The following is a 21,270-nucleotide window of genomic DNA, read 5'->3' as shown; positions in this document are numbered from 1 at the left end:
GTCAGGGGCTCAGAGAGTGGCGAAGGCCGCAACGGGGCTGGCCAGCAGGCCGACGCCCGCCAGGATCAAGGCCAGCCTTGGCCGATACGGCAACAACAGCACCAACAGCAGTGCACTGAGCATCAACACCGCGCACCATTCGACCAAGCCCTGGGCCCAACCGGCAATGCTCACGGCGGGCCAGATCGACACGCTCAGCAGTAACCAACCCAGCACGCGCAGCCCCAAGCGCCGACGCGGCGAGGGTTTGCTGTGCAGCAGTTCGCCGTGGTGGCGGTCGGTGGACAGGCACAAGGCAGTGAACCCGGCGTAACACATCAGCAGCGCGAGGAGCATTCAGTGCGCCTCCGACTTGAGCGTCAGGCTACGCGCGCGCTCGGCCTTGGGTTGCGGCGCAGCGCGGTGGTGCATCTTCCAGGCCGCCCAGCCGAGGAACACGCCACTGGCCAGGCAAGTCAGGTCGAAACCGGCCATGGCCCAGTCGCCGGTGACCAGTGAGACGCCCAAGTGGCTGGAGGTGGTCAGCGCGTTGAGCAGTGGGATCGCAGCAAACAACAGCGCGCCAACGCTCAGTTGCTCGACCCAACCCTGGCGACCACGCCGCAACATCGCGTGCAGCAGGCTGAGGCCCCAGGCAATAAAGAAGGTTTGCACTTCCCAATCGGAGCGCTCGGCGAAGCTCACCGGCAATAAGCGATTGGCCCAGAAGAACCCTGCAATCGCGATCATCAGCCCGGACATGCTGGCGACGTTGAGCACTTCCACCAGTCGCAGCTCAAACGGCATCACCCCTGTTTTCGCGTGCTTGAGCTGACGCTTGCCGAGCCAGATCACCAGCCCGGTGCCGATCATCGCGGTGCCCGCCAGGCCACAGATAAAGTACAGCCAGCGCAGCACCGGGCCAGCAAAATGGCCCATGTGCAAACCATAGAAACTGCCGCCGATAACCGCTGGCAGCGACTGCTCGGCACTCACGCGCAGCAATTCACCAGTGCTGCCGTTGAACGACACGGTGCTGCCGAAATCATGCACAACCCTGTCGGAACCGGCGCGGAACACATTCACCGACGCGTTCACATCGCTCGGATTATTCACCGCCACCCGCCCCACATGCCCCCCCGCCCAGTGCGCGCGAGCCTGCTCGTACATCGGCACCAGCGGCAGCAGCTTGCCTGGCTGCCCCACTGCCGGCGCGTTGTTGGTCGCCGGGAACACATCATTGAAGAACGCGCGGGTGTCGTTGCCATAGGAGGCCAGGATCGGCGCCGGCATGACCATTGTCATGAAAATCACCAGGCTGCTGTAGGTGATCATCAAGTGGAAAGGCAGTACCAGCACGCCGACCGCGTTATGCCCATCGAGCCAGGAACGCTGGCCCTTGCGCGGGCGGAAGGTGAAGAAGTCTTTGAAGATTTTCTTGTGGGTGATGATGCCGGTGATCAACGCCACGAACATCACCATGGCGGCGAGGGTGCTCAGCCAGCGTCCCCACGGGTAAGGCATTTGCAACTGGTAGTGGAAGCGATAGAAAAATTCGCCGCCCATGCTTTCGCGGGCCTGCACCGCCTGGCCGCTGACCGGGTCGACGGTTTTCTGGATGAAGTTGCCGCGCTTGCCCGGGTCGAGCTTGTCTTGCCACATCACCGACAAGCCTGGGTCACGGCTGTCTGGCAGGGTGATGAACCAGCGCGCGGCCGTCGGCGCCACTTGCTGCAGGTAGGTTTGCGCAATCGTCAGGCTGCGCGCGTCGTCCAAGGGCCGGGCCTGCACCTCAGGCTGCATCCAGTGGCTGATTTCATCCTTGAAATACGCCAAGGTGCCCGTCAGGAAAATCGCAAACAGCAGCCAGCCAAAGATCAACCCCGCCCAGGTATGCAACCAGGCCATGGCCTGACGAAAGCCCTCTTTCATGTGCGTACCATCCAGAAACCCACACCCGCCAGGGTGGCAAACGCGGCACTGGGCAACATCACACCAAACCAGGCGCGCCATGCCGTTCGGCAGGCAAAGCACCAGATCACGGCCAGCAGGTAGAACACAAATGAACTCATCATGCCGGTGATCACCGCATCGGCGCGGGACGTGGGCATCCATAGGGCCAGGCACACGGCGGCGAGGGACGCCATCAGATAACCACCGACCACAGCCGCCAATACGCGCGAAGTCACGGCGAGGCGATAGGAGGCAGGCAGTGAGGTTTTGCTTTTCATGCGGGAAGCGCCAGGGTCGTCAGCGCGCAATATTAATGATAAATATTCTCATAAGCAAAACAGAACGGATGAATCACCTGCCCTGCCTCATTGCCGAAGCCCTTCACGCGCCCTACAATGCGAACAATTCTTGTTCTCTAAAGCGCATCGAAGCTTGCGGAGTGTCTGCGTTGAGCCCGTCCAACACCGTCGAAGTTCTGTACAACGACCATCACCTCTGGCTCACCGGCTGGTTGCGACGCAAGCTCGGCTGCCCGGACAGCGCCGCCGACCTGGCACAGGACACCTTTATCCGCGTGCTCACCGCGCGGGAAGCACCGACGCTGATCGAACCTCGCGCCTTCCTCACCACCGTGGCCAAGCGCGTGCTGTTCAACTTCTACCGCCGCCAGGACCTGGAGCGCGCCTACCTCGACGCGTTGGCGCAAATGCCCGAACACGTGGCGCCCTCGGAAGAAGACCGCGCAATCATCCTGCAAACCCTGACGGAGCTGGACCAACTGCTCGACGGCCTGCCCGTGCAGGTCAAGCGCGCCTTCCTGCTGGCCCAGCTCGACGGCCTGACCTACGCACAAATCGGCGCCGAACTGGGCATCTCCATCGCCACCGTCAAACGCCACCTGAATAAAGCCGCCCTGCGCTGCTACTTTGCCCTATGAATTTCTCCACCCAAGTCGCCGAACAAGCCGTGCATTGGCTGATGGAAATGCAGCAAGGCGCGCTCAACCCGCGCCAACAGGCGGCCTGGCAGCACTGGCTGAATGCCCACAGTGAGCATCAGCGCGCGTGGGACCATATCCAGCGCGTCAACCAGCGCCTGCGTGGCATGCCCTCGCCCCTGGCACACGCGGCATTGAATGCGCCGACCTCCAGCAGCCGGCGCCAGGCGCTCAAGCTGCTGTTGATCCTCGGCGCCGGTTCGGCCGCTGCGTGGAGCCTGCGCCAGCAACATATCCTGCCGCCATTGAGCGCCGACTACCGCAGCCCGGTCGGCCAGCGGCGCAAGGTGCAATTGGCCGACGGCAGCCAGTTGCACCTCAATACCGGCAGCGCGGTGGATGTGCATTTCGACGGGCAGCAACGCCTGATCCGCCTGCTCGAAGGCGAAATCCTGCTGACCGGCATCGCCAGCACTACGCCGCTGCGGGTGCTGACCAGCCAAGGCCTGCTCACCAGCCAGGCCGCGCGTATGAATGTGCGCCAGTTCAACGACCACACCCAACTGGCGGTGTTCGACGGGCACGTCGACGTGATGCCCAACACCTACAGCGGCCTGCCGTTGACGGTTGAAGCCGCACGCCAGGTGAATGTCACCCGTAAGGGTTGGGACACCCCGCGCCCTACCGACGCCAACAGCGGCGCCTGGGCCGACGGCATGCTGGTGGCCGCGCATATGCGCCTGGAGGACTTCCTTGCCGAGGTCGGCCGCTATCGTCGTGGCCAGGTCAACTGCGACCCGCAAGTGGCCAACCTGCTGATTTCCGGCAGCTACCCGCTGGACGACAGCGAGCGCATTCTCGACCTGCTGGAAGTCAGTTTGCCGGTCAAGGTGCGGCGCTTCACGCGCTACTGGGTGACGGTCCAGGCCCGCGTCTGAATTTTTTCAAAATAATGTGAGCCGTTTTCCACACCTCGCGTGACAGAGAAGGAAAGCCACCTTGATCCTTCCTTCTCAGGACCGCTCTTCATGCCCCAGCAACCGACCCTAATCGCTCGCACCTTGCGCCAACTGCTCCTGGGCGCCAGCCTCAGTTTCACGCTGTTGCCTGCGGTGATGGCGGCCGACGCCAAGCCGTACCACATCGCCCCAAGTTCACTGGAAGCGGCCCTGAACCAGTTCGGCCGTGAAGCCGGCGTGCTGATCTCCTTCGGCTCCGAAGTAACGGCGGGCATGCAGAGCCGTGGTTTGTCGGGCAATTACAGCGCCGCCGAAGGCCTGCAAAAGCTGCTGGAAGGCACCGGCCTGCAAGCCCGCGCCGAAGGTGACAACGCCTTCAGCCTGCAACCGGCGAATGCACCGGCGAGCGTCGAGCTGGCGACGTCCAGCGTGGTCGGCGACTGGCTCGGCGATGCGGCCCAGGCCAATGTGTTCGAACACCCCGGCGCGCGTGACGTGATCCGCCGCGAAGAGTTCGAACGCCAGGGCGCGACCCAGGCCAAGGACGTGCTCAACCGCATCCCCGGCGTCAACGCCCCGGACAACAACGGTACCGGCAGCCACGACATGGCGCTGAACTTCGGCATCCGCGGCCTCAACCCGCGCCTGGCGTCGCGCTCCACCGTATTGATGGACGGCATCCCGGTGCCCTTCGCCCCCTATGGCCAGCCGCAACTGTCTTTCGCGCCGATCAGCATGGGCAACATGGACGCGGTAGACGTGGTGCGCGGCGGCGGCGCCGTGCGCTATGGCCCGCAAAACGTCGGCGGCGTGGTCAACTTCGTGACCCGCGCGATCCCGGATGCGCCCACCGTCAAAGGCGGCTTGCAGACCGAAACCAGCCCGTCCTCCAGCCATGACGGGTTCAAGACCACCGGCAACCTGCTGGCCGGCGGCACCGCCGACAACGGCCTGGGCGGCGCGATTTTGTACTCCGGCACCCGTGGCGGCGACTGGCGCGAAAACAGCAACACGCGCATCGACGACCTGATTCTCAAAGGCAAATACCAGCTCGACGACGCCAACAGCTTCAACGCCATGGCGCAGTACTACGAAGGCCAGGCGGATATGCCCGGCGGCCTGAACGTCAAGGACTACAAGGCCGACCCGTACCAGTCCACCCGCCCCTACGACAAGTTCTGGGGCCGCCGCACCATGTTCAACGTCGGCTATCGCTACGAGCAGGACCGCCGCGAATTCACCGTCAACAGCTTCTTCACCAAGACCCTGCGCAGCGGCTACCTGGACCAGGGCACCTTCCTCTCGCTGTCGCCGCGCGAGTATTGGGTGCGCGGCCTCGAAACCCGTTTCGCCCAAGGCTTTGACCTTGGCCCGACCAGCCATGAAGTGGGCGTTGGCTACCGCTATATCAACGAAGCCGGGCATGAGCTGCGCTACCGCACGCCGATTTCGGCCAACAACCAGCAGATCCCCAACACCGACAGCCGCAACGACCGCGACACCCGCGGTGGCACCGAAGCCAATGCGTTCTTCATCGATGACCGGATTGATATCGGCAAGTGGACCATTACCCCCGGCGTGCGCTACGAGATGGTCAAGTCGCAGCAGACCGACCACGTCAACAATCTCAACTACAAAGGCGACTACAACACCGCCCTGCCGGCGCTGAACGTGCTGTATCACCTCACCGACAGCTGGAACCTCTACGCCAACACCGAAGGTTCGTTCGGCAGCGTGCAGTACAGCCAGATGGCCAAGCGCGTGCCCAAGGGCGAAGTGCAACCGGAAAAGGCCCGTACCTGGGAACTGGGCACCCGCTACGACGACGGCACCTTGCGTGCAGAGATCGGCGCGTTCCTGATCAACTTCGACAACCAGTATGAAAGCAACCAGACCGACGACTCGGTGATCGCCCGCGGCGAAACCCGCCACCAGGGGATCGAGACCAGCGTCAACTATGCCCTCGACGGCTTGAGCCCGGCATTGGCCGGCTTCGATGTTTACGCCACCTACGCCTATGTGGACGCCACCATCCGCGAGGACGGCCCGAACAAAGGCAACCGTGTGCCCTTCTCGTCCAAGCACAAAGGCACCCTGGGCGTTGGTTACACCGAAGGCCGCTGGAAACTCAACCTGGACAGCAGCTTCCAGAGCAGCCAGTTCGCCGACAACGCCAACACCGAGGCCGAGACTGCCAACGGTGCCAACGGGCGCATCCCCGGCTACATGTTATTCAGCAGCCGCGCAGGCTACGACTTCGGCCCGCAGCTGTCGGACCTGAATGTGGCGGTGGGCGTGAAGAACATTTTCAACACCCAGTACTTCACCCGCTCGTTCGATGACAACAACAAAGGCAAATATGTCGGCGAGCCGCGCACGGTCTACGTGCAAACCTCCATCGCGTTCTAACTGCCCGCCAGGCAACTGGGGGTAGCCGCCACCAGCGCGTCGATGGCGCAGCGGGTCTTGGCCGGCATGTGCGGCGCCGTCGGCCAGATCACATGGATCGGCGCAGGTTGCTCGCGATACCCGGGCAACACCGCCTCCAGTTGGCCGCGCAGCACATAGTGGGCAATCAACCAACTCGGCAACCAGGCCAGGCCGACGCCCGCGATAGCGGCGTCGGCCACGGCCTGGAGGTCGTCCATCCACAACGGTGAGGCCACGCGGGCACGGTGCGGGGTGTTGCTGCGGTAGGCAATGCCACGCTGACCGGCGAGGTCTTCGATGGACTCAATCCGGCCCACACGTTGCAAATACGCCGGAGCTGCCGCCAACCCCACAGACTGCTCGCCCAGGCGTCGTGCGCTCAGGCGGTCAGTGTCGGGCAGCGGGCCGATCCGTACGGCCACATCGAAACCTTCCTGGGCCAGGTCGACCAGGCGATCGCAGAACGAAATCTCGATCTCCAGTTCTGCATATCGATCCATCAGCCCCCACAGCGCGGGCGCCGCATAGTGGTGACCAAACGCCAGTGGCAGGCTGACCTTCAACCGCCCGCGCGGCTGCTGCCGGCCGCTTTCCAATACCGATTCGGCGGCCTCCAGTTCTGCCAGCGCACGCAGGCAATGCTCGTAATACGCCTGCCCGTCTGCGGTCAGCCGCTGGCGCCGCGTGGAGCGTTGCAACAGGCAGGTGCCGAGCCGCGCCTCCAACCGCGCCAGGCCCTTGCCCACGGCGGAACGCGTGAGGTTCAGGCGTTCAGCGGCCTCGGTCAGGCTGCCGCTTTCCACGATTTGTAAAAACAGTTCAACGCCATCAAAACGCGGAGTGGCCATGGCTCGATTGTCGCCCTTGATTCCCGGATAGGCAGAAAACTTATCACGAATAAAGAACCAGATTCCCCTGAAAATACACCGATACCCATCGACAGGAGAATCCCATGCCACCCGCCGCCACCTTATCGGCCGCCAACCCTGCACGCCCCGCCAGAAATGGCCTGGCCCTCACCGCCGTGTGCCTCGTGGCGCTGATGTTCGGCCTGGAAATTTCCAGCGTACCGATCATCCTGCCCACCCTTGAACAGCAACTGGGCACAGGCTTTTCGGACGCCCAATGGATCATGAACGCCTACACCCTGGCCTGCACCAGTGTGCTGATGGCAGCGGGCACCTTGGCGGACCGCTTTGGTCGCCGGCGCATGCTGGTGGTGTGCTTGTGGGTATTTGGCCTGGCCTCGCTGGCCTGTGGCTTGGCCGACTCGGCCTGGGCGCTGATCGCGGCGCGGTTTGTCCAGGGCATCGGCGGCGGGGCGATGATGATTTGCCAGTTCGCGATTCTGTCGCACCTGTTCCGCGAACCGGCCGCACGGGCGCGGGCATTTGCCATATGGGGCGTGATTGCGGGCGTGGGCCTGGGTTTCGGACCGATGGTTGGCGCGCTGATCCTGGCCGTTGCCGACTGGCGCTGGGTGTTTCTTGTGCATGTACCGCTGACCCTGTTCACCCTGGTGCTGCTGCGCGTCAGCGTGCAGGAATCCCGCGACCCGGCGGCGCATCGTCTGGATATCGCCGGCATGCTGACGTTGACGCTGTCGGTGTTTGCGCTGGTCTACTTCATCACCCAGGGCACCGAGAACGGCTTTGCGCCGGGCTGGGCGGGCCTGGCGCTGGCCGCGTTGCTGGTGTTCATCTTTATTGAGCGGCGCAGTGCCCAGCCGATGTTCGATTTTTCGGTGTTTCGCATCAGGCGCTTCAACGGCGCGCTGATGGGCTCGATCGGCATGAACTTCAGCTTCTGGCCGTTCATGATCTACCTGCCACTGTATTTCCAGGCTGGCCTGGGCTACGACACCCTCACTACCGGCAGCGCCCTGCTCGCCTATACCTTGCCGACGTTGTTGGTGCCGCCACTGGCCGAACGCCTGGCCCTGCGTTATGGCGCCGAGCGCATCATCCCCCTCGGGCTGGGGCTGATGGGCGCGGGCTTTTTGCTGATGGCCGTCGCCAATCAGGCCACGCAGCCGATGATTGCGCTGGTACTGGCCAGTTGCGTGATCGCCGGCACAGGCCTGGCGCTGACCAATTCGCCCACCACCAACACCACCACGGGTGCCGTGTCAGCCGACCGCGCGGGCATGGCCTCGGGTATTGACCTGAGTGCACGGCTGATCACCCTGGCCGTCAACATTGCCCTGATGGGCCTGGTGCTGTTGCTGGGCATCAACCATCAACTGGCCGCCATGTTACCCGCGAGCACGGCGCTGGATTGGCCGGCCATCAGCCAGGACATTGCCGCCGGCAAGCTGGATTCGCCGGTGCTGGCCTTCAACGATGCCCAGGCGGCACTGCGTCATGGCGCCGGTTGGGCGATGCTCTTTGCAGGGTTGGGAGCGGGTGGGCTGGCGGTGTTGAGCGGGTATTTTTTCCGACGCCGCTAAACGAAAACGGGCCTGCATATGCAGGCCCGTTTGTAGGGGGTTAAAAAACGCTTAGCCGTTGATGACAGCGTTTTCGTTTTCCAGGAATTCCTCTTCCAGCGCGTCTTCATTCACTTTGTTGATTGGCTGGTTTTTCGCGGCAGCGCGGGGCTTGCCTTGCAGTCGGCCAAACAGATGTTCCAGCGCATGGTCCAGCTTGGTGGCTGCACCGTCGATCGCCTGTTCCAGGGTATCGCCCTTGGCGGATACCGACAGCGGTTGATGGCCTTTTGGCCGCGCTTCCAGGCGGCAACTCAAATCATGCGGGCCGGGCTTGTCGCCGTTCTCGTCCCGCAGGTAGACCTCAACACGGGTCAGGTCTTCTTCATAACGTTCGAGCGTGCTCTCAATGGTAGTACGTACCCACTCCTCCAGTCGGATGCTGCTTTCAATATGGTTATCGCTATTGACTTGGATTTGCATAGTTCTTCCCTTATTTCAGCTAGCTCGCGAGAGGTCACAACTGCGACACCAGGGTGGTGAAACCATGACCTCTTGATTACACAATTGAGCAGCTGGAGGAACATTTCAACCCCTTTGCAAAGATAAATCCCACATTACAAATTAACCCTGACTACAAGCAAAAACGCTGGTAGGGTGGGGAGTTAGTTACATCTTCTTAAGCCCAGCAAACCTCACAATTGCCCCTCTCCCAACGGGTGCAATCCGCGAAAAATCTCTGCTTCCTCCACCAGCCAGTCATGCACCGCCCGCACGCCCGGATGGCTCAGCGCGCCTGGCGCATACAGCAGCACGTAGCGTTTGTGGTTGGGCACAGCGAGGCCGAACGGCACGATCAAGGTGCCGCGCTCGAGCTCATCGTTAAGCAAGGTGCGCCGCGCAATGGCCACGCCCATACCGGCGATGGCGGCTTCGATGGTCAGGTGGTTGCGATTGAAGGTATGGCCGCGCCGCACGTCGGCGTCGTGGTAGCCGATGGCATTCAGGTAAAACTCCCACTCCGCGTACTCATAACTCCCACGCCACGCGGTGATGTCGTGCAGCAGCGGAAAGTGCACCAGGTCGGCCGGGCCATGCAACGGCGGCCGGCCACGCAACAGGCTAGGGGCGCACACCGGGAAAATCTGCTCGTCCAACAAGGCTGTGGATAACAGGCCAGGGTAGCTGCCGTCGTTCAAGTCGATGGCCAAATCGAAATCCCCCTCGTGCAGGGCGATGCTGCTGTCCTCCGCCACCATGCGCAGTTGGATATCCGGAAAGCGTTGCTGCAACCGCGGTAAACGTGGGGTCAGCCACTTGCCGAGGAAGGACGGAATCGAGCGCAGGCGCAAGGTGCCGCTGATCATTCCCGCATCCAGGCGCTGCAACTCCGCATCGATACTGCCGTAGGCCTCCCCCACCGTGGTCGCCAGCCGTTGGCCCTCAGCGCTGAGTTCAACGCCGCGCGCCCGGCGATGGAACAGCCGGAAGCCCAGGCGCTCCTCCAATTGGCGAATCTGCTGGCTCACCGCCCCCGGCGTGATGTGCAGTTCTTCGGCGCAACGGGTAAACGACAAATGCCGCGCCGCGCAGAAGAAAACGTGCAACCAGACGTAGGTCTGGCCATGGAGGTGCCGGCTCATAGGGTTTAGTCCTGCTAAAGGGTGTCTTAGGATAATTCGTTGGTCAGTGCCGATCCAGAGGCTCAGTATCGCGCCAATTGCGCTCGTCCTACAAAACATGGCAGCGATTTATCTTCCATTGCTTGTAAGGCTTTAGCATGGCTATCAGTGTTTTCGATCTATTCAAGGTGGGCATCGGCCCGTCCAGCTCCCATACCGTCGGCCCCATGCGGGCAGCGGCGACCTTTGCCCAGGCCCTGACCGAGCAACAATTGCTCAGCGACACCCGCCGCGTCGAAGTGCGCTTGTACGGCTCGCTGTCCGCTACCGGCGTGGGCCACGCCACCGACCGTGCCACCGTCATGGGCCTGATGGGCGAATGGCCGGACACGGTTGACCCCACCTCGATCAACCCCCGCATCCAGCAACTGCGCGAGAGCGGCCGGCTGTTACTGGCCGGCAAACAGGAGATTGCTTTCAACTGGCACACCGACCTCCTGCTGCTTGACGAGAGCCTGCCCTACCACCCCAACGCCATGTCCCTGCATGCCTATGGCGACAACGGCCTGCTCAGCGAACAGACGTACTACTCGGTGGGCGGCGGTTTCATCATCGAAGCGGCTGAGGCCGCCTCGGGTGTTGCGCCTGCCAGCGATGTTGAATTGCCCTACGACTTTTCCAGCGCCGTCGAACTGCTGGCCCTGTGCAAAAAGCACGGCCTGCGGGTTTCGGAACTGATGATGGCCAACGAACGCGCATGGCGCAGCGACGAGCAGATCCGCAGCGGCCTGCTGCATATCTGGTCGGTGATGCGCGAATGCGTCGAGCAAGGCCTGCGCGATGAAGGCATCTTGCCTGGCGGCCTGGATGTGCCGCGCCGCGCAGCGAAACTGCACCGCAGCCTGCTGGAAATCGGCAAACCGAATGTCATCACCTCAACCTTGTCGGCGATGGAATGGGTCAACCTGTTCGCCCTCGCCGTCAACGAAGAAAACGCCGCCGGCGGGCGCATGGTCACCGCGCCCACCAACGGCGCGGCAGGAATCATCCCGGCGGTGCTGCATTACTACATGAAGTTCAACGCCGACGCGTCCGACGACGATGTAGTCAATTTCTTCTTGGCCGCCGCTGCCGTCGGCATTCTGTGTAAGAAAAACGCCTCGATCTCCGGTGCCGAGGTCGGCTGCCAGGGCGAAGTCGGTTCGGCCTGCGCCATGGCCGCCGCCGGCCTGGCCGATATCCTCGGCGCCACGCCCGAACAACTGGAAAACGCCGCCGAAATCGGCCTGGAGCACAACCTCGGCCTGACCTGCGACCCCGTCGGCGGCCTGGTGCAGGTGCCATGTATCGAGCGCAACGCCATCGCGGCGGTCAAGGCAATCAACGCCACGCAAATGGCCCTGCGCGGTGACGGCAAACACTTCATCTCCCTCGACCGGGTGATCCGCACCATGCGCGATACCGGCGCCGACATGCATGACAAATACAAAGAAACTTCACGGGGCGGCCTGGCCGTGAGCTGGGTGGAGTGCTGAGGAGCATTCCCTGACCGTCCCAACGTGAGCCCGCGCAAAAATAATAACGAGGCAATAACGATGACCGATGTACGTACACCTGCTGCCGACAATCCTGCTGTAGCAACAACCGTGACCACCGGCTGGACCAAACACGACACCACCTGGATGTTGGGCCTTTACGGCACCGCCATCGGTGCCGGCACCCTGTTCCTGCCGATCAATGCCGGCGTCGGCGGCTTCTGGCCGCTGATCGTGCTGGCACTGCTGGCCTTGCCGATGACCTTCTTTGCACACCGTGGGCTGACGCGTTTTGTGCTGTCAGGCAAATCCGGCGATATCACTGAAGTGGTCGAAGAGCACTTCGGTATCGGCGCGGGCAAGCTGATCACCCTGCTGTATTTTTTCGCGATCTTCCCGATCCTGCTGGTGTACAGCGTCGCGCTGACCAACACCCTGGGCAGCTTCATGGAACACCAACTGCACATCGCGCCACCGCCCCGGGCGATTCTGTCGCTGGTGCTGATCCTCGGCCTGATGGCCATCGTGCGTTGCGGCCAGGGCGTTATCGTCAAGGCCATGAGCATGCTGGTGTACCCGTTCGTCGCCGCCCTGTTGTTGCTGGCCTTGAGCCTGATCCCCAACTGGAACGGCGCGTTCTTCGCCTCGGCCAGTGAGGGCATGCCGTTGCCGGTGTTCTTCAAGACCTTGTGGCTGGCGATCCCGGTGATGGTGTTCTCGTTCAACCATTCGCCGATCATCTCCGCGTTTGCCGTCGACCAGAAACGCGTGTACGGCCCGCTGGCCGAGCGCAAAAGCAGCGGCATCCTCGCCACTGCCCACGCCATGATGGTGCTGACGGTGATGTTCTTCTGCTTCAGCTGCGTACTGGCCTTGTCGCCCGCTGACCTGGCAGCCGCCAAGGCACAGAACATTTCGATCCTGTCGTACCTGGCCAACCACTTCCAGACCCCGGTAATAGCCTACGCGGCACCGTTGATCGCACTGGTGGCGATTACCAAATCCTTCCTCGGCCACTACATCGGTGCCAGCGAAGGTTTCCAGGGCCTGATCGTCAAATCCCTGCGCGGGCGCAACCGCTCTATGTCAGCCAAATGGCTGGAGCGCAGCACCGCAGTGTTCATGATCCTCACCTGCTGGGCGGTGGCCACGTTCAATCCGAGCATCCTGGGCATGATCGAAACCATGGGCGGGCCGATCATCGCGTGCCTGCTGTTCCTGATGCCGATGTACGCGATCCGTCGCGTGCCATCTTTGCGCCAGTATTCGGGCCAGGTGTCGAACGTGTTTGTGGTGGTGATCGGCTTGATTGCGCTGTCTGCGATCGTTTTCTCGGTATTGCCCTGAAATAGCTCACCGCCCCAAGCACACCCTGGAACAAATGTGGGAGGGGGCTTGCCCCCGATGGCGGTGTATCAGCTGAACATTCATTGGCTGATACACCGCTATCGGGGGCAAGCCCCCTCCCACATTGGATAGTCACTGCCAGAGGGATGGCTGTACGGCACGGCCCTTGCTGTACAGCCCTTGAGGAGAACGGATTTTGTGAAACCTCAGCGACGGAGTGGCCGGTGGTCAGGCAACGCGAACTAATCCCGATACCGGTCGTCAATGACTGCATGTTCTTATCAGGCGGTAACGCACCATGGACAATCCTTTTCAGATCATCACCGACACTTTCACCCCCAAATATCGGGTCAACCTGAGTATCCAACGGCTGGACGGCAGCATCATGCTCACCCTCTCCGATGAGGCGGGCGTGGTGGCCAAACGTATGATCAGCGCCGAACAACGCAATGACCCGCAGCGCCTGAAACGCCTGGTGCAAAGCATCCAGTTTGGCATTGCCATCGAGCAGGGCCACAGCGCCATGGAGATCCTGGCGGTGATGACGGACGGGGACAGTCACAAACTATTGCAGCGACCGCCCACCCGCACCCTGCCCTTCAGCGTCGGGCTTTAAAGCTCGCCCTTCTCGGTTTCCAGGCTCGCCTCGCCTTTGCGACGCGGGCCTTCGACCTTCACCGACGGGAACGCCGACGACGCGTAGCGCACCACCAGAATCGCAAAGGCCAACAGCAGAATCCCACCGCACAGGTAGATGATTCCCACGTCTGGCGGGTTATGGTGTGACACGTTGGAGATCAACAGGCGCGTCAGCGCGGTGATCGCCACGTAGATCAGGAAGCGCACCGGCATGTGGTTGGTCTTGAAATAAATCCCGACCATGGCACCCAATTCCAGGTAGATGAACAGCAGCAAGATGTCATCGATCTTGATATGCCCGTTCTCCAGCATCCCCAGAAATTCCATCACCGCAGCCCACGCGGTTACCGCACCAATGGCGAACAGCGCCAGGTAGTGAAACGACTCGACAAACAGATTGCCCAGCGACTCGGCCAGCCCGTGGACTTGCTGGCGCAGCTTTTCGGCCCAGTTGATTTTCATGCGGGTATTTCCTTAGGTCGACTCGACCGGATAATGCGGGTTGGACGTGACGGTTGTTCTGCATGCAGAAAAAAGGCCAGAGGCTGGGGAGTGAGATGGTGGCCGGGTGACATGAGACACAGATTGGCTGTTGTGGCGAGCGAGCTTGGATGATTTGTGTTGTAGCAACCCCCCATTTTCCAACTACATTAAAAACCTGCTATCCAAACCCTCGCGTTTGGCATATGCTTTTAGCTGTATATCGATACAGTAGTAGCAAAAGACAACTATCGTGAAGGCATGTGAGGTGGTGAATGGCCGTCGAAGTGGTATACCGCAGCAGCCGAGATCTGGAGCGTTTGTTCATGGATAAAGCCGAAGCTGACCGTCATGACAAGATGCTTGAACTCGCTGAGTTGCTGGCAGAAGTGTTGCAAAAAGCCGTGCCGTCCCTGAGCGAGCAGCAGGTGGAGGAAGCCGGGATCTACATGGCGAAGAACCGCGATGTGTTTGCCAAGGCGTTCAAGAGCCAGCCGGACGCGTTGTCCGAGTTGCTCAACGCAGCGGCGGAATAAAGCCCGAATTGAACAGGCCCTGAATCATTGGTTCAGGGCCTTTTTAATGCCTGGGTCATTTGTACAGCAGGCGCTCGGCCAGCTCGTCTGCCACCCGTGCAGGGGAGCGTTTTTCGGCTTGGGCGTGGGCAAAGATTTCGGTGAGGCGCGTGCCGATGTTCGACAGGTGCGCGGTGATGGTCGGCAGCTCGGCACCGGCGTGCTTGAGGGCCACGTAGATCAGGCCACCGGAGTTGATCACGTAGTCCGGGGCGTAGAGGATGCCGCGCCCTTCCAGTTGGTCGGCCACTTGCAGGTTGGTCAATTGCGCGCTGGCGGAACCGGCGACGGCGGCGCAGCGCAGTTGGCCGACGCTCTGGCGATTGAATACGGAGCCGACCCCGCACGGCGCGAGGATATCGCACGGGGTGCTGAGCAGGGCGTCGTTGGCGATGGGGTGCGCGCCGAGTTGCTCCATGGCCAGTTGCACCTTGCCGTGGTCGATATCGCTCACCAACAGTTCGGCGCCGGCGGCGTGCAGTTGTTCGGCCAGGGCGTAGCCGACGTTGCCCAGGCCCTGCACGGCCACACGCAAGCCTTCGAGATTGTCACTGCCCAGCCGCGCCATCGCGGTGGTGCGGATGCCGGCGAATACACCCATGGCCGCGTGCGGCGAGGGGTCGCCAGCGGCCGTGGTACTGGTGACGAAACGGGTGTGCTGGGCGATGCAATCCATGTCGGCCACCGAGGTGCCGCTGTCGGTGGCGGTGATGTAGCGGCCATCCAATTGCTCGATGCAGCGGCCGAAGGCTTCAAACAACGCCGCACGGTTTTCCACATGGGCGGGGCGCAGGATCACCGCCGTGCCGCCGCCCACCGGCAGCCCGGCCAGCGCCGCCTTGTAGCTCATGCCTTGGGCCAGGCGCGCGGCATCAGCCACGGCACTTTCGTCGTCGGGGTAGGCGAGGTAGCGACAACCACCCAAGGCGGGGCCAAGGCGGCTGTTGTGGATGGCTATGACCGCCTTCAACCCGGTCACCGGGTCGATGCTCAGGTGCAGGGATTCAAGGCGGTGGCTGTGCATGAGAGCAAACATCGTCGAGCTCCCGGATCACTTCTTGTAGTCGCCAAGTATAGGCGTGCGGCAGAAAACTGCCGGACTGCGCTGGAATAAGCCGTACGGTTTGCCAGGCTCTACGACATAAGCGGATGGGATATTTCTAATGCCACTGGACGAAAATTCCCAGCAAGGCTAAAACGGGGGCATATGCCGGAGAACGCAATGAACCCCCGCAAAGCCTTTTTCGCCTGCCTGGAACGTTCCCCCCCTGCGCTGTTTGAAGCCGCGCTATGGATTGCTGCCGAGCATGACCCGGCGGTGCAGCCGCAGTTGATCCTGCAGGAGCTGACGTTACTGCAACAGCAAGTGAGCCTGGGCATGCCCATGCTCCCGGCGGATGAGCTGGGCCAGCCGCTGCTGCGGCGCATGAACGACTTGGGCTTTGCCCAGGATGACTTCACCCCCCTGCGCCCCGCCGCCGCCTTGCTCGACAAGGTCTTGCAACGCAAGCGCGGGCAACCCCTGGCCATGGGGCTGATTGCCATGGAGCTGGCGCGACGCCTGAATATCCCGATGGTCGGCGTCAACTTCCCGGGCCACTTCCTGCTGCGGGTGCCCGGCGCCGATCACCTGTTGGACCCCTGCGGCGGTCGACGCCTGTACCCCAACGACTGCCGCGAACTGCTGCAACGCCAATACGGCCCCAACCTCAAGTTGCAGGCCGAACACCTGCACAGCGCCGAACCCCGCGCGATCTTGCAGCGCCTGTCGCGCAACCTGCGCCAGTTGCACCTGGCCAATGACAACCCGCTGGCCGCCCTGATCGACGCCGAGCGCGTGCTAGAACTGGGCAATGCGAATGCCGCCGACTACCTCGCCCGCGCCAGCCTGTACCAACGCCTCGACTGCCCGAACGCCGAGCGCTTCGACCTCGAACACGCGCTGCTGCTCAGCGAAGACCCGATCCAGCGCCTGCGCCTGACCGAACGGCTGGGGCACCTGCCGCCCAATTCAGTGGTGCACTGAAGCCTGCTCCCCCCTGAAGCGAGCAGGCTTATTGTGGCGAGCGGGCTTGTTGTGGCGAGCGGGCTTGCCCGCGTTGGGCTGCGCAGCAGCCCCCATAAAAGCACCGCGTTTTTTCCTGCAAGAACGCAATGTCAGGTTTTAGGGCCGCTTCGCAGCCCAACGCGGGCAAGCCCGCTCGCCACGGGAAGCCTTCGCTGCACAAAGACGTAATGTGGGAGGGGCGGTGATCTAGGGTGTGTCAGGGGTATCCGGTTGGTTGGCGGGGTGCGCCTGGATGAACGCCGGGTGCTGCGCGGCCAACGCCGCTACCCGTCCGATGCGCGGGTAGGTCGCCAATGGCACTTTGAACCGCTCGGCCGCATACAGCTGTGGAATCAGAAACGCATCCGCCAACCCCGGCTGTTCGCCAAAGCAAAACCCCGTATCGCCAATCAACTGCTCCACAGCGCCCAGCCCCTGGGTGACCCAATGCCCGATCCACTCCAGCAACTGCGCCTCGTCATGCCCCCATTGGCGCAGCAGGTTCTGGGTACTGGAGTTGTGCAGCGGGTGAATATCGCAGCCGATGATCGACGCCACTGCACGCTCATGGGCGCGGGTCGCCAGGTCTTTGGAGAGCAGCGGCGCCTGTGGATAACATTCCTCCAGGTACTCGATGATCGCCGGCGACTGAATCAACAGCTCGCCGTCATCGGTGCGCAAGGCCGGCACGCGGCCTTGGGGGTTGATCGCCAGGTACGCCGGCTGGCGGTTGGCACCGCCCGTCGGCACCAGCAGGTTCACCGGCACCGCCGTAAAATCCAGGCCCTTGAGGGCCAGGGCGATACGCACCCGGTACGACGAAGTGGAACGGTAGTAGGTATAGAGCTCCATCACCCTGCCCTCTTAACGTGCCGCGACCACAGTACCGCGGCATTCGCCGAAGCCGATGGAGGCAAAACCTTCACGGTTGCAACGGGCGCGCAGGATGATTTCGTCGCCGTCTTCAAGGAATCTACGCACCTCGCCGGAAGGCAGTTCGACCACCTTTTTACCGCCTTCAGTCATCTCCAGCAGGCTGCCCAATTGCCCGGCTTCAGGCCCGGACAAGGTGCCGGAACCAAACAGATCGCCGGCCTGCAGCTGGCAACCGTTGACGCTGTGATGCGCCACCAACTGCGCGACGGTCCAGTACATATGCAGGCTGTTGCTCAGGGCCAGGCGATGGGCCGGCAGGTTCTGTTCACGCATGGCGGCAGTGGTCAGCAGCACTTCGAGTTCAATATCCAGGGCACCGGCGGCCTGGTCACGTTTATCCAGCAGGTACGGCAGCGGTTGCGGGTCGCCTTCAGGGCGTGCCGGCTGCGCCTTGCGGAAGGGTTCCAGGGCTTCGGCCGTGACCACCCAAGGGGAAATGGTAGTGATGAAACTCTTCGACAAAAACGGCCCCAATGGCTGGTATTCCCAGGCCTGGATATCCCGCGCCGACCAGTCGTTGAGCAGGCAGAAACCGGCGATATGCTCGGCCGCATCGCCAATCGCGATCGAGTCGCCCATGGCGTTGCCCTGGCCGATCCAGATGCCCAGCTCCAGCTCGTAGTCCAGTCGCGCGCACGGGCCGAAGCTTGGCTCGGCCTGGCCGGCCGGCAGGGTCTGGCCTTTGGGGCGACGCACATCGGTACCGGAGGGGCGAATGGTCGACGCGCGGCCGTGATAGCCGATGGGTACGTATTTGTAGTTGGGCAGCAACGGCGCATCGGGGCGGAACAGTTTGCCGACGTTCTGCGCGTGTTCGATGCCGACGTAGAAGTCGGTGTAGTCATTGATTCTGGCCGGCACGTGCATCTGGCAATCGGCGGCGTGGTGCAGCACTTCGGCCTCACGGGCCTGCAGTGGGCTGCCTTCGCCGAGCAATTCCAGCAGGCGTTCACGCAGGGCCACGCGCGGGCCACGGCCCAGTTCGAAGAAGGCGTTCAACTGGCCGCCAGCGGTGGCATCGACAGCACGGCGCGCCTCGCCGTCAAAGGCATCCAGGGCGGCGTGCAGATCAAGGATGCAGTCGCCAATCGCCACGCCACTGCGCGGGGCCGAGCCATTGATGCTGAACACCCCCAACGGCAGGTTTTGCAGCGGGAAATCCGCGTGACCGTTGGCGGAGGCCACCCAGCTGCGAGTAGAAGTTGGCTGCGTCATGGGTTATCTCCGGTTCGGGTTGAAGGTGTTGGGCAGCGAGGCCCAGCACGCGTCGTAAGTGGGTTGCAGTTGCGGGCAGTCCAGGGCGAACTGGGTCGGGCGCAGCACTTGGCTGGTCTCGAACATGAAGGCCATGGTGTTATCGATCTTGTGCGGCGCCAGTTCCGCATTGATGGCCTTGGTGCAGGTTTCACCGTCCGGGCCGTGGGCACTCATGCAGCTGTGCAGCGACGCGCCGCCGGGCAGGAAGCCCTCGGCCTTGGCGTCGTAGGCGCCCTGGATCAGGCCCATGTATTCGTTCATCAGGTTGCGGTGGAACCACGGCGGACGGAAGGTGTTCTCGGCCACCATCCAGCGTGGCGGAAAGATCACGAAGTCGAGGTTGGCCAGGCCGTGCACGCTGGTGGGCGAGGTCAATACGGTGAAGATCGACGGGTCGGGGTGATCGAAACTCACCGTGCCGATGGTGTTGAAGCGGCGCAGGTCGTATTTGTACGGCACGTTATTGCCGTGCCAGGCCACTACGTTCAGCGGCGAGTGGTCCAGCTCGCAGGCCCAGAGTTCGCCAAGGAACTTCTGCACCAGGGTTGTAGGCGTTTTCAAGTCTTCGTAGTGGGCAACCGGAGTGAGGAAGTCACGCGGGTTGGCCAGGCCATTGCTGCCGATAGGCCCCAGATCCGGCAGGCGCAGCGGCGCGCCGTGGTTTTCGGCGATGTAGCCACGCGCTTGGCCATCCAAGAGTTCGACGCGGAATTTAAGGCCACGCGGCAGTACGGCGATTTCCAGCGGTTCGACCTCCAGCACGCCCAATTCAGTGGCGATGCGCAGCCGGCCCTGTTCGGGGACGATCAACAGTTCGCCGTCAGCATTGAAGAACACTCGCTCCATGGAGCGGTTGGCGCGGTAGGTATGGATGCTGATGCCCGAGGGCTTTTCCGAGCCAGAGTTGGCGACCATTCCTACAAGCCCGTCGACAAAATCGGTCGGCTCGCTGGGAATATCCAACGGGTTCCAGCGCAGGCGATTCGGCGTCACCGCGCCCAGGGGCCCACCGGCCAGTTGCCGTTCCAACTTGACGAACGCAGGGTGGTTGGCCGACGGCTGAATCCGGTACAGCCAGGTGCGGCGGGCTTCGCTGCGCGCCATGGTAAAGGCCGTGCCGGAGAACAGTTCGGTGTACAGCCCATAGGGCGCTTTTTGCGGGGCGTTCTGGCCGACGGGCAGTGCGCCGGGCAAAGCTTCGCTGGCGAATTCATTGCCGAAGCCCGACAGGTATTCGAGGTTCATGGATCATCCTCTACGCGGAAGTTGTTTTTATCGTAATCCAGTTACGCATAACGTAATTTGATCACCAGCCACCGTCAAGCTATAAAGACGCCCATTCATCTCTCGGATTCTCGCCCCTCCATGGAAAAGCCCCGCGACACCGGTAAACAGAAAGTCCGCTCGGCCGAAGTGGGCACCGACATCCTCAAGGCCCTGGCCGAACTGTCGCCGGCCACCTCGCTCTCGCGTCTGGCCGAGCATGTGCAGATGCCGGCAAGCAAGGTGCACCGCTACCTGCAAGCATTGATCGCCTCGGGGTTTGCCGAACAGAACACCGCCACCAACCATTACGGCCTGGGCCGCGAGGCTTTGCGCGTGGGCTTGGCCGCGCTGGGCAGCATCGACGTGCTGAAAGTCGGCGCCCTGCCCCTGGCGGAACTGCGCGACGAGTTGAATGAAACCTGCTTCCTGGCGGTATGGGGCAACCAGGGCGCGACGGTGGTGCAGATCGAGCCGGCAGTGCGCGCCGTCACTGTGGTGACGCAACTGGGCTCGGTCCTGCCGCTGCTCAGCTCGTCCACCGGGCTGGTGTTCAGCGCGTTCCTGCCGTCACGGGAAACCGTGGAACTGCGCGAGCGCGAAATCCAGGCGGGTACTGCCCACGCCCTGGCCGACGACCAGGCCTACGCCAGCACCTGCGCGCAGATCCGCCAGCGCGGCCTGCACTTTGTGCATGGCCTGCTGATGCCGGGAGTGGATGCGTTGTCGGCGCCGGTGTTCAATGCGGTCGGGCAAGTAGCAGCGGTGATGACCGTGGTCGGCCCTACCTCATTATTCCACGCCGACGAAGATGGCCCGGCGGCCCAGCGCTTGCTGGCGGCGACCCGGGCCGTTAGCTGGCGCATGGGCTATCAGCCCTGAG

The 21,270-nt window shown here is 62.6% G+C and carries 21 protein-coding genes; 10 read left to right on the top strand and 11 right to left on the bottom strand.

Annotation, left to right across the window (positions count from 1 at the left end; translation table 11 throughout):
• Positions 1-9 precede the first annotated feature (9 nt).
• Genes CXQ82_RS05410 through CXQ82_RS05400 form a run of 3 tightly spaced genes read right to left on the bottom strand, consistent with a single transcriptional unit; the run spans position 10 to position 2,210 of the window.
• Positions 10-336: a DUF3325 domain-containing protein gene (locus CXQ82_RS05410; RefSeq protein ID WP_101266821.1), complete on the bottom strand. Its 327-nt coding sequence runs from the start codon at positions 334-336 to the stop codon at positions 10-12.
• Positions 337-1,911 (bottom strand): PepSY domain-containing protein, encoded by a 1,575-nt coding sequence (locus CXQ82_RS05405; RefSeq protein ID WP_101266819.1) that lies wholly within the window; start codon positions 1,909-1,911, stop codon positions 337-339.
• Positions 1,908-2,210 (bottom strand): DUF3649 domain-containing protein, encoded by a 303-nt coding sequence (locus CXQ82_RS05400; protein WP_101266816.1) that lies wholly within the window; start codon positions 2,208-2,210, stop codon positions 1,908-1,910. The genes CXQ82_RS05405 and CXQ82_RS05400 overlap by 4 nt, the downstream gene beginning before the upstream one ends.
• Positions 2,211-2,380: 170 nt before the next feature.
• On the opposite strand from CXQ82_RS05400, the gene CXQ82_RS05395 reads away from it, so the two are divergent.
• The 3 genes from CXQ82_RS05395 (at position 2,381) to fecA (ending at position 6,237) form a co-directional block, all read left to right on the top strand.
• The gene (locus tag CXQ82_RS05395) at positions 2,381-2,869 is read left to right on the top strand and encodes a sigma-70 family RNA polymerase sigma factor (RefSeq protein WP_101266814.1); all 489 of its coding nucleotides are present in this window, start codon (positions 2,381-2,383) and stop codon (positions 2,867-2,869) included.
• Positions 2,866-3,807 (top strand): FecR domain-containing protein, encoded by a 942-nt coding sequence (locus CXQ82_RS05390; RefSeq protein ID WP_101266812.1) that lies wholly within the window; start codon positions 2,866-2,868, stop codon positions 3,805-3,807. The genes CXQ82_RS05395 and CXQ82_RS05390 overlap by 4 nt, the downstream gene beginning before the upstream one ends.
• Before the next feature lie 90 nt (positions 3,808-3,897).
• Complete coding sequence (fecA, locus tag CXQ82_RS05385) at positions 3,898-6,237, top strand: TonB-dependent Fe(3+) dicitrate receptor FecA (RefSeq protein ID WP_101266810.1); 2,340 nt, start codon at positions 3,898-3,900, stop codon at positions 6,235-6,237.
• Here fecA and CXQ82_RS05380 read toward each other — a convergent pair.
• Positions 6,234-7,106, bottom strand: a complete 873-nt coding sequence (locus CXQ82_RS05380) for a LysR family transcriptional regulator (protein ID WP_101266808.1) — start codon at positions 7,104-7,106, stop codon at positions 6,234-6,236. The two genes, fecA and CXQ82_RS05380, sit on opposite strands and share 4 nt — an antisense overlap.
• A gap of 104 nt (positions 7,107-7,210) precedes the next feature.
• Between CXQ82_RS05380 and CXQ82_RS05375 the strand changes: the two genes are divergently transcribed.
• A complete protein-coding gene (locus tag CXQ82_RS05375; protein ID WP_101266806.1) occupies positions 7,211-8,707 on the top strand; it encodes an MFS transporter in 1,497 nt (498 codons plus the stop codon).
• Between the two features lie 51 nt (positions 8,708-8,758).
• On the opposite strand, the gene CXQ82_RS05370 is transcribed toward CXQ82_RS05375, so the two are convergent.
• Entirely contained in the window at positions 8,759-9,169 is a 411-nt protein-coding gene (locus CXQ82_RS05370) for an HPF/RaiA family ribosome-associated protein (protein WP_101266804.1), read from the bottom strand.
• Between the two features lie 212 nt (positions 9,170-9,381).
• On the bottom strand, positions 9,382-10,329 hold the full coding sequence (locus CXQ82_RS05365) for a LysR substrate-binding domain-containing protein (RefSeq protein WP_101266802.1): 948 nt from the start codon (positions 10,327-10,329) through the stop codon (positions 9,382-9,384).
• A gap of 137 nt (positions 10,330-10,466) precedes the next feature.
• Between CXQ82_RS05365 and CXQ82_RS05360 the strand changes: the two genes are divergently transcribed.
• From CXQ82_RS05360 to CXQ82_RS05350, 3 genes are all read left to right on the top strand, one after another.
• Complete coding sequence (locus CXQ82_RS05360) at positions 10,467-11,843, top strand: L-serine ammonia-lyase (protein ID WP_101266800.1); 1,377 nt, start codon at positions 10,467-10,469, stop codon at positions 11,841-11,843.
• A gap of 60 nt (positions 11,844-11,903) precedes the next feature.
• Positions 11,904-13,190, top strand: a complete 1,287-nt coding sequence (locus CXQ82_RS05355; protein ID WP_101266798.1) for a serine/threonine transporter — start codon at positions 11,904-11,906, stop codon at positions 13,188-13,190.
• A 298-nt stretch (positions 13,191-13,488) separates the two neighbouring features.
• Positions 13,489-13,806: a DUF3509 domain-containing protein gene (locus CXQ82_RS05350; RefSeq protein ID WP_101266796.1), complete on the top strand. Its 318-nt coding sequence runs from the start codon at positions 13,489-13,491 to the stop codon at positions 13,804-13,806.
• Here CXQ82_RS05350 and CXQ82_RS05345 read toward each other — a convergent pair.
• Positions 13,803-14,291, bottom strand: coding sequence for a phosphate-starvation-inducible protein PsiE (locus CXQ82_RS05345; RefSeq protein ID WP_057724703.1), 489 nt, complete (start codon positions 14,289-14,291; stop codon positions 13,803-13,805). The two genes, CXQ82_RS05350 and CXQ82_RS05345, sit on opposite strands and share 4 nt — an antisense overlap.
• A gap of 293 nt (positions 14,292-14,584) precedes the next feature.
• Here CXQ82_RS05345 and CXQ82_RS05340 point away from each other — a divergent pair, with 293 nt between their 5' ends.
• The gene (locus CXQ82_RS05340; RefSeq protein WP_003171979.1) at positions 14,585-14,845 is read left to right on the top strand and encodes a YebG family protein; all 261 of its coding nucleotides are present in this window, start codon (positions 14,585-14,587) and stop codon (positions 14,843-14,845) included.
• Positions 14,846-14,900: 55 nt separating this feature from the next.
• On the opposite strand, the gene CXQ82_RS05335 is transcribed toward CXQ82_RS05340, so the two are convergent.
• Positions 14,901-15,920 carry a Glu/Leu/Phe/Val dehydrogenase dimerization domain-containing protein gene (locus CXQ82_RS05335; RefSeq protein WP_101266794.1) on the bottom strand — a complete coding sequence of 340 codons (1,020 nt, stop codon included), beginning with the start codon at positions 15,918-15,920 and terminating at the stop codon, positions 14,901-14,903.
• Positions 15,921-16,106: 186 nt separating this feature from the next.
• Here CXQ82_RS05335 and CXQ82_RS05330 point away from each other — a divergent pair, with 186 nt between their 5' ends.
• The gene (locus CXQ82_RS05330) at positions 16,107-16,910 is read left to right on the top strand and encodes a SirB1 family protein (RefSeq protein ID WP_101266792.1); all 804 of its coding nucleotides are present in this window, start codon (positions 16,107-16,109) and stop codon (positions 16,908-16,910) included.
• A 228-nt stretch (positions 16,911-17,138) separates the two neighbouring features.
• On the opposite strand, the gene maiA is transcribed toward CXQ82_RS05330, so the two are convergent.
• Genes maiA through hmgA form a run of 3 tightly spaced genes read right to left on the bottom strand, consistent with a single transcriptional unit; the run spans position 17,139 to position 20,369 of the window.
• Positions 17,139-17,783 carry a maleylacetoacetate isomerase gene (gene maiA, locus CXQ82_RS05325; protein WP_101266790.1) on the bottom strand — a complete coding sequence of 215 codons (645 nt, stop codon included), beginning with the start codon at positions 17,781-17,783 and terminating at the stop codon, positions 17,139-17,141.
• 12 nt (positions 17,784-17,795) lie between these two features.
• The gene (fahA, locus tag CXQ82_RS05320; protein WP_101266788.1) at positions 17,796-19,082 is read right to left on the bottom strand and encodes a fumarylacetoacetase; all 1,287 of its coding nucleotides are present in this window, start codon (positions 19,080-19,082) and stop codon (positions 17,796-17,798) included.
• A 3-nt stretch (positions 19,083-19,085) separates the two neighbouring features.
• A complete protein-coding gene (gene hmgA, locus CXQ82_RS05315; protein ID WP_101266786.1) occupies positions 19,086-20,369 on the bottom strand; it encodes a homogentisate 1,2-dioxygenase in 1,284 nt (427 codons plus the stop codon).
• A 120-nt stretch (positions 20,370-20,489) separates the two neighbouring features.
• On the opposite strand from hmgA, the gene CXQ82_RS05310 reads away from it, so the two are divergent.
• Positions 20,490-21,269, top strand: a complete 780-nt coding sequence (locus CXQ82_RS05310; RefSeq protein WP_101266784.1) for an IclR family transcriptional regulator — start codon at positions 20,490-20,492, stop codon at positions 21,267-21,269.
• The last annotated feature ends 1 nt before the right edge of the window (position 21,270 follow it).

The organism is Pseudomonas sp. S09G 359 (assembly GCF_002843605.1).
Taxonomy (GTDB): domain Bacteria; phylum Pseudomonadota; class Gammaproteobacteria; order Pseudomonadales; family Pseudomonadaceae; genus Aquipseudomonas.
The sequence above is the reverse complement of the archived record's forward strand: the minus strand, read 5'-3'. Positions and strand labels throughout refer to the sequence as shown.